This is a genomic window from Cohnella abietis, from assembly GCF_004295585.1.
Taxonomy (GTDB): Bacteria; Bacillota; Bacilli; order Paenibacillales; family Paenibacillaceae; genus Cohnella; species Cohnella abietis.
In genome coordinates, this window is sequence record NZ_AP019400.1 from 6697594 (window position 1) to 6711547 (window position 13954).

Sequence of the window (13954 nt, forward strand, 5' to 3'; positions counted from 1 at the left end):
TCGTTCTAATCTATCGACTGAATAACTCGGCTTGCCGAAGGCATTCCCTTATACCAATAGCAGTCCACAAGACCTTCCTGCCCTTGGTATAACAATCGATCCTCGTCAAGCTCTTCCAGCCGCTCAATCGTTCCGCCCGCATAATCGGACAGTCGGCGGATCGCTGTTCTAATGCTGGCCAACAATCCTCCATATCGGAAATCGATGACCTCCCAGCCGAATGGCTTGTATAACTGCAGCCACTGGCTCAGATGACATTCCCTTAAATCCTCTACTCGGCCAATTAAATCAGTCAGCTCCACCTTCGCAAAGTGATTGAGTAATGCGATATCGCCGCCCTTATAAGCGCGCGTTATTCTCAAGCCGATCTCCGATTTGACCGCTAGTACGTGGCACAGCTTCTGTAAAATTTCGAATACCGGAGTCCACTCTCCATTGCGCTGCATCGCCTGATCATACTGGATGGCCATCTTCGCATAATGATCAGCGATCGGCAGTCTCTCGATATTTCGATCGAACAATCCCATTAATACTTGCTGCCATAACAAATAGCGGGATGGATTCACTACCTCGTGGTTTCCTTCAGAAGTGCCCGGGATTTCATCGACCAACCGGATGTCCATGAAGTCCTCGTAATTTCCACCTGTGCAAAATTGAAATCTTCTCTTTAATTTCTCTTCGTCAAAATCATCTGCATATCCATGCTCCGCGAATAACTGCAAGCCGAGCAGACTGGAATAAATATGGCATTCCGTACCGTCATCTCCCCACAAGGTGGCGATAACTTCCTTCACGCCTTCTTTTTTGCAGGCAGCCATCGCAGCGTTGGTTGATGCGAAGGTCGCCCCATAATTCAAGCAGAAGCCCTTCCAATTCCAAATCCCTCCGGCGAAAATAGGAGTCGAACCGAATTGCTTGTGCTTGCGAATAAAGTCCAAATAAAATTGTTCGTCGTAATGATAATAATCCCAGAAAACATACTGAATGTTCTTGGGCATAGCCTCTATAACAGCATCAGAAGGGCTATTGTTCGCTTCATAATTATCTAGCTGATCACCGCTGGAACGGAAATACATATCGCTCCAGATCATCGGCTTCAAGCCGATCTTTTCCGTAATCTGCAGCACCCTTGCCAAGTGCTCGTTCATGATCTCGGATTTGGAGCGCAGCCCGTTATGGGTCAGATAATTCCCTAATCCCAGCCTCATCGCTTCATCCATGCCGATATGGATACGTTTGGACCGAACAGGGCTCGTTGCTGCAATGATCATCTGCTCGATAAACTCGTAAGTTTTCTCTTCACCGACGAGCAATGTCTCCCCATCTTCCTTAATACCGCTGAAGCTATTCCATTTCAGAACGTCTCGTAAATGGCTTAGCGTCTGAATACAAGGAATGAGCTCAATCCCGAACTGATGGGCATAGTCGTCGCATTGACGAATTTCATCCTGAGAATACTTGCCTCTCATATATCCGAAGTAAGGCTGCTCCTTGATGGTATAGCTGTCTTCCGTATACAGCATTAACATGTTAAGTCCCATCGCCGCCATCTGGGTGATTAGCCGCTGAAGCGTCTCGACGCGCAAAACCGCATTTCCTTGCGAAACATCGATCATTGGACCGTTCGTCTGAAATTGCGGCGTTTCAGTAATATGGAATTCCTGTTCGTATCGCATATTTTCCAGAAGCAGTCCGAGCGCTCGGAAAAATTGATGCTTATACGTGTATTGAATGCACGCGGTATTTCCCGATTTCGATACGACGATCTTATTATCGTTATTCTGTAAAACTTGAACGGGAATGCCGTCTTCGCTAACGGAGAAATGGAATTGCTCTGCGAATATCTCTATTCCAGACTTTAAGTCGGCATCATCCATAATAAAATGCAAGTTCACTTCTATTGTTCCTCCTCTCTTCATTCGATTAAGCTATTAAAATGCAAGCTGCCCACCATCGACGACAATCGTTGTTCCCGTTATAAAGGCCGCATCGTCGGAAGCCAAGAAGGCGAATGCCCCGGCTACGTCTGCCGGCGTGCCCACCTTGCCCAATGGAATTTTGTTGCGAATATACTCTTCAATAAATTCTGCACTATCTATGGCTTCAGACATTGGGGTCTGGATGTACCCCGGGCAAACCGCGTTTACTCTAATGTTGCGGGCTCCCAGCTCCAACGCCATCGTTTTCGTCAATAACACAATACCGCCCTTCGATGCGTTGTAGTGCGCGTAGTTCTTCTCGCCCACAATTCCGTTTGTCGAGGACATATTGATAATGGTTCCGCCTCCTTGCTTGACCATCTGGCGGGATACCCGTTGTGCGGTGTAGAACATTCCATTTAGATTGACGTCCAGCATCTTGCGCCAATTACTGTCCGTAATATCTAAAAATTCTTCTTCCCAAGCGATCCCGGCATTGTTAGCCAGAATGTCGATCCGTCCCCATTGAGAAACAGTAAGTTCGACGGCTCTTTCGATTTGACTTGAATCGGATACGTCCGCCAATAAAGGCAATATTTCGTAGCCTTCGTTAATGAATTGTTGCTCCACTGCATTTAATTCCTCAACGCTGTTGGATACGATAGCGACCTTCGCGCCCTCGACGGCGAATCGTTCGGCAATCGCTTTGCCAATACCGCGACTTGCTCCGGTTATGAATGCAACCTTGCTACTGAATCTTGCCATCCTCTACATCCCCAATCTTATGCTATTCGGTCGGCAGCACAGCAATGGCGTCTATCTCGACTTTAATCCGATCAAGCCCTGCTTCCACTAAAGTTCTTGCCGGCATCGGCTGACTAAAGAACGACATATACGTTTCGTTGAACCGATCGTAATCCTGCAAATCCGCCAGAAAGACATTAACCTTCACAACATGCTCCATCGTGCATCCGGCAGCATTCAGTATGTGCTGAATATTGGACAACGTCAGCTCCGCCTGCTCCTCTATCGTTTCGCCCGTAATCTCACCCGTTTGCGGATCAAGAGGGCCCTGACCAGAAACATAAAGCAATCCCTGTGCGATGATCGCTTGCGAATAAGGTCCATTCCCTGTAGATGCTTCAGCTGTTCGTACTGCTTTTCTCATTTTCATCGAACTCCTCGATTATGATAGCCACACCACTGCAAGGTCGTTAACGCATAAATCTCCACAAGCTTCAGAAACTCAGCAATATCAATGTGTTCATCTGACGCGTGAGCATTAGCTCCAACCGGACCTATAATAATAGCCGGGGTATTCGTATACATGTTGAACATAAAGGAGTCACAGGCAAATGGAGCCCCTGTAATGCTTCCATATTGCTGATTCGTCACTTCGCTTGTAATCTCGGCTAACATGCCAATAAGAGGGAAGCTCGAATCTACCTGCGTTCCAGGTAGAAACCGAATTAATTTATTGAATCTCGGCTCGTTCCATTTGTCATACTCGTTAGCATACTTACTCCGGAAGCCATCCATAATTTCTTTCTCAAGCTCTTCCTCCGTAACGCCCGCGTGGCATTCTACCCATATATCCACATGGCACTCGGATGGACCTGTGTCACATAGTGCCGCATTCATGTCGCCTGCTTCCAATCGTGTAACGATGACGGGAAGGGTATGGTCGTTCACGAAATACGGAGCAGGCCCGCCCTTATTCTGACGCTGTGCCTCGTATTCTTCCAAGTACACAATAAACTTCGCCGCTATGTGTGCAGGATTAACAATTACCTCTCCACTGAAGGACATTCCCGTATTCCCTGTAAAAGTGACTCTCCATTGAGCACCGCCATGATTACCCGGACATACAGACAGGTTAGTCGGCTCAGGAATGATTGCAGCATCAGGGTTATAACCTCTAACACGGCTGGCCAAGGTTCCGTTCGCACCGCCGAATTCTTCATCGACGACGGACTCGATTAGAACATTCCCCTTAAGTGTGATCCCTAGCTCTTGCAGGCAACGAACGGCAAAGATTGAAGCGACCAGGCCACCCTTCATATCAAATGTACCTAAACCATATAGCTTCCCGTTCTCTATAGCCGGATCCCAAGGATTCCTTTTCCATTCTGAGGCAGCTGTTGTTGTATCCATGTGACTGGAGAAAATAAGTGACTTCCCCCCGCCAGCTCCCTTCAACTCTGCTACGACATTCGGACGGTCTGTATAATCCTTGCCTGGAAAATAGCCTGGGTGCTCCTTTAATCCAGTTACTTCCTCCGGCGTGAATACATCGACGACTAGCCCCATATCCTTGAGCACTTGCGATAGATAGATTTGAGCGTCTTTCTCGTTTCCCGTCCACACTTGATTTACAGTGTTATAGGAAACTAAATCCTGCACAAGCTGTAATATGCGCCGTTCATTAGCCTCGACCCACGAACGTATTTCCTGCTTAATCTCGTTCACTTCGTGCCTCTTCCTCCCTTTCGTTCCATAACGAATCTCCCCGCAGCAGGCTGCGGGGTTTTATTCATTATTTTTCGGTACGAATTATTTCGTAGCTTTCCATGCATCAATTTGCTTCTGCATTTCAGCTATAATCTTATCCGCGCCAGCAGCCTTCTGTTTGGCAAGGAATTCTTTATACTTCTCTTCCGTGCTAACTCCTAATTCGATTGCTCTAGAATACTCATCGAATATAGCAGTTACTTTGCCGATTTCGCTCTTTACCGGTTCTGCGTCGAAGCTAAATCCTAGCAATAACGATGGCAATGCATCCGCGTTAACCTTCTTCGTATCTTCCCAGACTGTCATAGGCTTACCCTTTTCAACATAGGCAAGGAAATTAGTAGCAAACATCCAAGGTACATCTGGAGAATAGGCTTTTGCTTCATCGCCTTGTTTCACCATGAATCCATCCGCATCTATACTAAAGTGCTTATCTTTAATACCAAAGCTCAATAGGTTGTAAAGCTCTTTGTCTGTATTCAGTAATTCCAGCAGCATCATAGCTCTTTCTGGATTTTTAGAATTTCTGTTGATAGACTGCATAGTAGCGATGATACCATTTGTCGTTAAATGTGCAGTTCCAGCAGGAAGCTGAAGTCTTTCATAGCCTACTTCTGCTGACAGCTCAATTTCACCACCTGGTTTATAGGCTCCACCAATCGCTAGAGCAACCTTGCCTGCCTTCGCCTCTGTCCCATCCTCGGACTTTTTCGAGATACGCTCTTTCGAGTTCAAATACCCTTTCGCATTCCAATCTCTCATCAACGCTGCGAACTTCTGAACGCCCTCAGTCTCAAACTGGTTAACGACTTTAAGCGTGGAATCCGAGAATTCAACCGATCCTGGAACTTGAATTCCTGCAATAGGCTCTAGATTGAAGAACAAACCGTCCAATTGAACCAACGAAGTAATGAACCCCTTTTGTGGAAAGTCTTTTCTTACGCTTTGGATATAAGGCTCCAATAGGTGTAAGTTATCCGGGGTAAGCTTGCCGCTTATTGCTGGGATATCTAGGTTGTATTTACTGGCTTCTTCTTTAGAAACAACTACCGCTGGAGTTCTAGCTGCAATCTGTTCATTAATAAAGCCATAAATTTTCCCTTTTACTCGCGCAGCATCCCAGAACGATTGCGGAACTGCTGCAAAGGATTTCGGTGCATACTTAACAAGCAAATCATCTAAAGGTAAAAAGGCTCCCTTGGCTACATTTAGACTATATTTATTAATCCAGTTTGATGTAAACGCGATATCATAAGACTCGCCGGAGGCAATAACCACTTGCATCTTCTGATCATATTCACCAAAGCCAAATGGTTTAAAATCTACAGTAGCATTGATTTTTTCTTTTAATATTTTATTAACTTCAGCAAAAACTAAATCTTGATCAGCTTGAGGAAATACGCCTGGAAAATACCATGTCAGCTTAACTTCAGGCAAGCTTTCCGCCGTCTCTGTTGAGGCTGGCGTTCCTGTTGTCGTCTCTTTAGGCTCGTTAGACTCGTTAGCGCTTCCATTTTCTTTGTTGTTGTTTCCGCAGGCTGCAAGCATCATGCTTAACACAAGTACTAGAATTGTTGCGACGATCCCCGTTTTTGAAAAGCTTACATTTCTAAACATTTTGTACCCTCCTCTATAGTGTGTGGTTCTATTCTTAAAATGAGCTATAGCCCATATCTAAGCTAACCTTTAACAGCACCAACCGTAAGACCTCGTACAAAGTATTTCTGGAAAAACGGGAATACTGCCAGCATAGGTCCTGCTGCTAGAATTGCCATTGCCATACGGGCAGATTCAGATGGAAGCACTAAATCTTTCATCCCTGGAGGCATCATGTTGCTAGCATTGGTTAGGTAAGTGATGTTATTCATCATCCTATACAGCATGAATTGCAAGGGCACTAGACTCTCCTTCTCGATATAGAGCATGCTCAGCCACCAATCATTCCAATACTGCAGCAGTATAAACAATGCAACTGTAGCAAGTCCAGGCTTGGCAAGCGGTAGAATGATTCGGAAGAAGATTCTGAACTCACTAGCTCCATCAATCATGCACGATTCGATAATGCTGTGTGGGATCTTCTGCATGAAGGATCTTAATATCAAGATGAACCACGGAAAGGCAAGATAGGGAAGAATCAACACCCAAATGGTGTTTTTTAAATGTAGATAATTACTGATTAGCATGTAGGTCGGAACCAAGCCGCCATTAAACAGCATTGTAAAAAACACGTAGAAGCTCAATTTGTTTTTCAGCTTGAAATCCTCGCGGGACATCGGATAAGCAATCCCGGCAATGACTAACAAAGAAACAACCGTACCGATAACACTAACTAGTATGGATACCTTGAAAGCGTTTACTATTTGTAACGGTTTATATAGCACATAGGCATACGCAGAAAGATCGAAGCTTTTTGGTATTAGGCTGTACCCGTATTTAAGAATGTCTTCCTCGCTACTGAAAGAAACTGATATTACAGCTATTAGAGGAAAGATGCAAGCAATGCTAAACAAAATGAACAAGAGATTAATGAATAGCTGCGGTCCTATTTTCTTGGATAACATTTACCTACTTCCTTTACGTTTGATTAAAATAACTTGTTGTCTTCATCTACTTTTTTCACGACATAATTACTGAACAAAACGACGAGGAATCCCATCGTGGATTGAAATAATCCGACGGCAGAGGACATCCCTAGATCACCAGAAACCTTCAACATTCGGTAAACATAAGTATCGATAACTTGTGTGACAGGAAACAATTGTCCAATTTCCCTTGGAATGAAGAAAAACAAACCGAAATCCGAGTAAAAGATTTTACCTATCGATAAAAGAGTCATAATCGTTATTAAAGGCATTAACAGAGGGATCGTAATTTTACGAATCATTTGAAACTTCGTAGCTCCGTCTATGGACGCAGCTTCAAAATACTCTTGTGAGATCCCCATAATTCCGGCATAAAAAATGATACTCATATACCCGAGGCCCTTCCAAATACTTATTAAAGTGAGCAGTATGGGCCAAATCCATGTTTCGGTGTAGAAATCGAAACGAATACCTACTCTTTCTAAGAATGAGGTAACCACTCCATAAGGACCAATAAAGGAATAGGTCATATACGCGACGATGATCCATGAGAAGAAATAAGGGAAGAAAAATATCGTTTGATATCCTTTAACTAATCTTCTACTTAATACTTCATTTAAGAGTACTGCAAATAGGATGGACAGTAATGTACCTACAGCAATAAAAACGATATTGTAGGAAAGCGTATTCCTCATTACGAGCCATACATCGCTAGAAGAAAAGAAGAACTTAAAATTATCGAACCCGACCCAAGGACTATGAAACAGCCCTTTCTCATAATTGATATCTTTGAACGCGATGAAAATGCCTGCCATTGGAACGTACGAGAAAATGAAGATGAGCACGACTGCCGGAAATGCCAATATCCCTAACTGAACATTCTTTTTATAAGACTGGTAGCTGAATAAACCTTTCTGTCTGTTGTTCAATGAATTTCATACTCCTTTAACCAGATTTCATTGCGCATTGTCGTAGGTTGAATTGGTATTCAATGACTGAATATTAGTATCTGCACTTCGCAAATGCCAGTTCTTAAACGGTGAATTAGTTCTGTTTGGAGTGAAATTGAAGTACTAAAAGCAATCTCTCGTTCTGAAATTAGCGTTTTTGCGCTTAACAAGGTTATTATCTTGATTCCTTAATCTTTTCAGGTTAGCCTTTAACTATAGGGGGTTGTGCATTTGATAAAAAAGTTTATTACCAAAAATCCATTCCAGCTTTTTCTAACTATCCTGTTGCCCTTTTTACTGAGCACACTTTTGGTAATATTCGTACAATCTTCTTTTCAAGGTCGAATTTTCGAAAATTTCGCTCTCGAAATGGTGTTCAACCAACAAAAAACAGACTTGGAAACGACAAGCAGAAATGTTAACCTCATCGAAAAAACCGCCAACTCAGCTGCAACCACAGCTTTTTTTGACGATTCGATTAAAGATCTCTTATATTCAGATGTGACTTCGGAAGACTACGTGAAATACAAAAGGAAAATGGAGTTCTATAAAAACATTTATCCTTTCCTGCAATCGATATACATCTACAATGGCCACAATATTCAAGCTGTACCCAGCATGAGCTTCGTTTATGATCGCTCCTCCTTTGACGACAAAGGGATATTTCCTATTCTCGATGACATCCAAAATAATAGAACGCACAGTATTGTACTTCGTGAGATCCCAAATCCGCTATCTGGCCTAACCTCGAATGCAGAACAATTTATTTATGTGTATTCCTATCTCTTTTTTGATTCACAGCTTCAAAGCGGAAAAGTTAGCGAAGCCATCATACTTAATATATCCGAAGAGTTTTTACAGCAAAGCATTAGCTCTTCTGGTCACAATAGTCGAACGTTTATGATCGACAGTGAAGGCACTCTTCTATCTAGAGATTCGATGAATCCATTGCTAAGCGATTTGAAGGATAAGAACTATATTAAATTAATAAATGACTCTACTGAACGCAGCGGAAATTTCCGAATGAACGTAGATGGTGTGGAATCACTTGTAACTTACACGGCAACCGATATTTTAGATTGGAAGCTCATTAGCATCACCCCTTATTCCCATGTTGTGCAGGATATAGAGAAGATGAAGAAAAAGACATATCTTCTGGTTATTTGCTTCATTATAGGAAGCATTCTGTTATCGTTATATTTTTCAAGAAAGCTCTACTTACCGATAAAATTAGTCATTCAAAATTATAATATTTTTGAAAAAAATGATTTTGACTATAAGAAGCAAGAATTTCTGCGCAAAATGGTCTACTCTGACGATTCTATATCGATTAGTTCGTTCCAGACACAGTTTATGAAATATAAGATTGGGCTCAAGCCTTCCGATTCATTCCTAGCGGTTCTCATTAAGATCGATGACTATTCGGAGTTTTGTAACAAATTCAATCTCAGTGATCGCAGTTTGTTAAAGTATGGCGTCATTAATATCGCCTCGGAGCTGCTTTCCGGCGTTTATGACCATGAATGCATCAATCTTGAAGAGGATCAGATCCTCATCCTGATCAGCTATAGCACGGGGGATTCCCCATCAAAGGATGAAAAGTTAATTACTCGGTTCAAAGAAATTCAAGATCATATTAACAACTACTTGAAAATATCGACATCCATTACTTTCAGTGATCCTTTTGAAACGTTGTCAGGACTAAACACTCACTATTTGAAAACGTTAGACCTATCCTACTCTAGATTAGTTTATGGGCATAAATCTCTTATTTTTAATGAAAGCCTGAATACACTAGCGAATGATAGCTTCAAGTATCCACAAAACCAAGATAAGGCAATGACTGACGCCTTAATCCAAGGTCAAATAGACGACGCCAAGAACGCCTTATCCAGTATCATCCAATATGCTTCAAAGTACAGCTTTACCATTCTCAATTCCGTGCTGATTCGTTTGCTGTTGTCCATTCGCCAAGCGATAGAGGTGATTGAAATCAATCATTCTATCAACGTAAATTTCAATTTAAATATTTATCTTGCTAAGGTTCAAAAAATTGAAACATTGGATAAGATCCATTCAGAGTTTCTAGATTTCTTTGAAAAGCTGTCTGTTGAGCTGGAATCAAAGAAGGATCATAAACATATCAAGCTACTTGAAGACGTAACTCTTATTATCCAAAAAGAATTTGCAAATCCGGCCTTATCCTTAGTTACGATTTCCGAACAAGTCAATTTATCTCCTCCTTATTTGGGAAAGCTGTTCAAAAAACACCGTCATCTCTCTATAACTGATTACATCAACGATGTTCGGATATCGTCAGCACGTGATTTAATCGCAACATCAGATGAGGCTATTCATGTCATTATGGAAAGCTGTGGATTTTTAAGCCGCAGCCACTTTTACACGCTGTTTAAGAAGGTTTATGGGGTTACACCGATTCAATATAGAAGCAATTCTAAAAACCTCAAAGAAAATTAATCATGATGGGAAAGGAATCCCTATATTCAATTGACTTCTTATTTTTTTAATTATATATTAAAATACGGAATAGAATTCAATATACTGATTTTTATTGCGGAGGAATCGATATGAGTAACAGGGTTCGGTTAGCTGTTGTAGGCGGGCAAAGAGGAGCTGCTTTTGGTAAAGCTTTGGAAAGCTTGACGGACCAAGTCGTATTAACCGCTGTGTGCGATCTTAGTTCGGATGTACTTAAAGGATGGAAAGAAAAATATCCGGAAATTTCGACATTCACTCACTACGAGCAATTGTTGGAAAGCCCACACATTGATGCAGTGTTTCTGGCAACGCCAATGCTTATCCATGCGAGTCAAGCCATTCAAGCTCTAAATGCAGGCAAGCACGTGCTCAGCGAGGTTATCGGAACTCATACGATCGAGGAAAGCTGGAAGTTAATCGAGGCCGTTAAAGCTTCAGGCTTAAATTACATGATGGCAGAAAATTATTGTTATACCCGTTCGAATATGATGGTAAATCATATGGCTCAAGCGGGTAAGTTCGGGGAAATTACGTATGCGGAGTGCGGATACATTCATGATATAAGAAATTTATTGCATTATGGGGATGGCGGCTTAACTTGGCGCGGTCAATATGTCCGGGACTATAACGGCAGCACTTATCCTACCCATTCGTTGGGACCGGTAGCGCAATGGCTTGGGATCAATAAAGAGGGGGGAGACGAGTTCGACGAGTTAGTTACGGTCAACTCCAAAAGCCGAGCCTCCTCCAAATATTTCTTGGAGCATTTCGGTACAGAGCATACAGCCTCCCAAGCGGATTTTTGGAATCAAGGGGATAGCTCTACTACCCTTATAAGAACCAAAAAGGGAGTTCTCATCTCTCTTAGAGTCGATATTCAGTCCTCACGTCCCCACAACATGGTTCATTATGGCTTGCAGGGCACGGAAGGTGCCTATCTTGCGCCTCGGTTCGATGGGGAGGATCCTCTCGTATGGCTAGAGAAGGATTATAAAGGCTCACATTATGGAGAAGACGGCCAGCATCCTGAATGGAACTCCCTATGGAAGTACGAGGATCAATGGGAACATCCCCTTTGGCAGCAATGGTCGGAAACAGCGATGAGTACAGGTCATGGAGGCGGAGATTTCTTCGTTATACAGGAATTCGTCTCTTCCATTCTGGAGAAAAGGAAGCCAGCCGTCGATGTGTACGACGCAGTAACGTGGAGCTCAGTCTTCCCGTTATCCGTACAATCCGTCGCTTCCGGTGGTGCCCCTGTGAAGTTTGTGGATTTCCTGAAAGGTAAATCCTAAACAAATAAAGCGTTGGTCCAGGATGCTCCTGTACCAACGCTTTTCTTTGTGAAGTCAATTATCGCTTGTTCCAGCTTACATGGGTCACATCGCTATTAAAATTCCAGCTCGTGAATTTGACCGATCGGACTGGAGAGCAGCTCACAGCCGCCTTCGCGGATGACGACACCCTTCTCCCAGCGTATCCCGAACGTATCCGTCGTCACGAACGTGTCCACTTGGAAGGTCATGTTAGGCAGCAGCAAGTAATCAGAGGACGTCTCCATCCAAGGAGCCTCGACCTCGATCATCCCCGTGCCATGGCACGGTCCGTACAAGTAGTTCTTCTCGTAGCCATGATCCTTGAAAAATTGTAAAAAACCTTCCGCTACAGATCCCGCCGGTATTCCCGCCTTCAGATTCGCCTGTGTCCATTCGTGCGCTTTCAGCCCGAATTCGATAATCTCCCGCCGCTCTGGCGTCAGCTTGCCCAGACTGATCGGCATGCCGATGCTCGGGGAATAGCCGTCTACCTTGGCAGACAGATTAAGCTGCACGATATCGCCTTGCTCAATGATACGGTGCGAGGATCGGGAGATCGCGTGACGTGTCGATTTCTCGCTAAAAATATACATCGGCAAGCCTTCGTATTCCGCACCGTTCTCGTAGATGACCCGTTGTGCGACGCCAACCATCTGGCATTCCGTCATCCCTGGACGAATCGTACGAATGACTTCTTTGGTCGCTAGCTCTGTGATGCGGAAGCCTTCGCGCATGCAAGCCAGCTCGTTCTCCGATTTGATCGAGCGCAGCTGCACCATAATGGCGTCGGCTCGGACGATCTCCGCGTCGGGGAAGCTGTTTCTTAGCCCTTCCATCATCACTAGGGTCGTGTCGAGGAAGCTCGCGACGCCGATTCTTAGCTTCGAGCCATTCACGCCTACCGCCTTGAAGACGTCGGCGTAAGTATTCGGCTTGATCTGCGGGTAGGCAGGATCCGCCGACTCGCGATATTCCATCAGACAGAAGATATCACTAATGCGGCTGAAGTCAGCAGCGTAGATCGTGCTTTCGGGTCCAACCATCAACGCAGCTTTGCCCGAAGGGGCAATGGCGACGCCAGCCCGTTCGAACAACGGCCAGAAGCCGCTGAAGTATCTAGCGTTGGCGTAGTCCGCCTCATTGGAGTTAACAATTAGAATATCGAGGCCGTTCTGCTCAGCCAGCTTGGCCGCTCTCTGAATTCTTTCCCCATACTCATGGTCCGGAATGCGTACTCTTTCGCTCATCTCGATCTCTCCCTATCATTTTTATATTTTAGATTTAGTCCATTGCCTCGCGAAGTCGTCCGCTCGGTGAAACGTCGAACCCATGTCCTTCAACCGGTCGATCAGCAGCGAGAATTCCTTCATCGCTTTGTCTCCGCAGCCTAGCGTCAGAAACCGATCCGGCGTGATGGTCGCCTCGCCGTAATGATAGCTCTCTTGAATCGGAATGAATTCCCACGGGTGAAAGTAGAAGCAAAGCACGACGGGCAGATTACGCTCCCTTAGAAATTTTACAAACCCCTCGATATGCTTCATAAGAGCATCCGTCCCTTTCGTGCGGAACAGAGGCCACTGATCCCGGTCGCGTTCCAGCCCTGGATCGTTACTCTGCATAACCATGTCCGCGAAGTTGGGGATTTCGACTATATTCATATCCCCCTCCTTCGTCCAGTCGGCAGAGCTCGGATGGTAAGGCATGAATCTCTCCCGGTAAAAATACATCGGATAAGAGGCATCCGAGACGTAATTCAGCTTCTCCAGCGAATTCAGCAAAGCCGTAGATCCCCACAAGCGGGGGGCGCGAAACGACACAGGCTGCTCACCAAGAACTTGCTGTACCCATTGCGTCGCCTTCTCGATACGCAGTGGGACTTCCTCGGGAAGGAGCGGAACGACGCCGGGAATCGGGAACAACTCGTCGCCTACCGTCTCGTGGAATAGCGAGTGACATCCAACTTCGTTGCCGCTTCGCTTCACGAGCTCAACGCTTTCCGGATTTCTTCGCGCCGCATCCCCCGTATAATAGAAGGTTCCTTGGATGCCCTTCTTGTCGAACAGCTCGACAAGCGGGGCTGTGGCATTTTTGACGCCGTCGTAATACGGAGTAAAGCTCCCGACGTCCGTCTCCATATCGAACCCAAAGATAACTTGGATGGAATCTTTCATTTTCTC

11 protein-coding genes are annotated in these 13954 nt (G+C 44.5%); 2 read left to right on the top strand and 9 right to left on the bottom strand.

Annotation, left to right across the window (positions count from 1 at the left end; translation table 11 throughout):
• Positions 1-5: 5 nt before the first annotated feature.
• The 7 genes from KCTCHS21_RS29355 to KCTCHS21_RS29385 all read right to left on the bottom strand — a co-directional run bounded on the left by KCTCHS21_RS29355 (position 6) and on the right by KCTCHS21_RS29385 (position 7941).
• On the bottom strand, positions 6-1895 hold the full coding sequence (locus KCTCHS21_RS29355; protein ID WP_162309404.1) for a beta-N-acetylhexosaminidase: 1890 nt from the start codon (positions 1893-1895) through the stop codon (positions 6-8).
• Between the two features lie 36 nt (positions 1896-1931).
• The gene (locus KCTCHS21_RS29360; RefSeq protein WP_130616031.1) at positions 1932-2684 is read right to left on the bottom strand and encodes an SDR family NAD(P)-dependent oxidoreductase; all 753 of its coding nucleotides are present in this window, start codon (positions 2682-2684) and stop codon (positions 1932-1934) included.
• A gap of 22 nt (positions 2685-2706) precedes the next feature.
• Positions 2707-3087, bottom strand: coding sequence for a RidA family protein (locus KCTCHS21_RS29365; protein WP_130616032.1), 381 nt, complete (start codon positions 3085-3087; stop codon positions 2707-2709).
• A 2-nt stretch (positions 3088-3089) separates the two neighbouring features.
• Entirely contained in the window at positions 3090-4388 is a 1299-nt protein-coding gene (locus tag KCTCHS21_RS29370; RefSeq protein WP_130616033.1) for a M20/M25/M40 family metallo-hydrolase, read from the bottom strand.
• An 84-nt stretch (positions 4389-4472) separates the two neighbouring features.
• A complete protein-coding gene (locus tag KCTCHS21_RS29375) occupies positions 4473-6047 on the bottom strand; it encodes an ABC transporter substrate-binding protein (RefSeq protein WP_130616034.1) in 1575 nt (524 codons plus the stop codon).
• A gap of 62 nt (positions 6048-6109) precedes the next feature.
• Positions 6110-6991 carry a carbohydrate ABC transporter permease gene (locus KCTCHS21_RS29380; RefSeq protein WP_130616035.1) on the bottom strand — a complete coding sequence of 294 codons (882 nt, stop codon included), beginning with the start codon at positions 6989-6991 and terminating at the stop codon, positions 6110-6112.
• 23 nt (positions 6992-7014) lie between these two features.
• Entirely contained in the window at positions 7015-7941 is a 927-nt protein-coding gene (locus KCTCHS21_RS29385; protein ID WP_197726492.1) for an ABC transporter permease, read from the bottom strand.
• Positions 7942-8193: 252 nt separating this feature from the next.
• Between KCTCHS21_RS29385 and KCTCHS21_RS29390 the strand changes: the two genes are divergently transcribed.
• On the top strand, positions 8194-10440 hold the full coding sequence (locus KCTCHS21_RS29390) for an AraC family transcriptional regulator (protein WP_130616036.1): 2247 nt from the start codon (positions 8194-8196) through the stop codon (positions 10438-10440).
• A gap of 110 nt (positions 10441-10550) precedes the next feature.
• The gene (locus tag KCTCHS21_RS29395) at positions 10551-11756 is read left to right on the top strand and encodes a Gfo/Idh/MocA family protein (protein ID WP_130616037.1); all 1206 of its coding nucleotides are present in this window, start codon (positions 10551-10553) and stop codon (positions 11754-11756) included.
• 95 nt (positions 11757-11851) lie between these two features.
• Here the strand turns inward: KCTCHS21_RS29395 and KCTCHS21_RS29400 are convergent, their stop codons facing one another.
• Together KCTCHS21_RS29400 and KCTCHS21_RS29405 are read right to left on the bottom strand one after the other, a co-directional pair.
• Complete coding sequence (locus tag KCTCHS21_RS29400) at positions 11852-13024, bottom strand: M24 family metallopeptidase (RefSeq protein WP_130616038.1); 1173 nt, start codon at positions 13022-13024, stop codon at positions 11852-11854.
• Between the two features lie 21 nt (positions 13025-13045).
• Positions 13046-13948: a polysaccharide deacetylase family protein gene (locus KCTCHS21_RS29405; protein ID WP_130616039.1), complete on the bottom strand. Its 903-nt coding sequence runs from the start codon at positions 13946-13948 to the stop codon at positions 13046-13048.
• Positions 13949-13954: the final 6 nt, after the last annotated feature.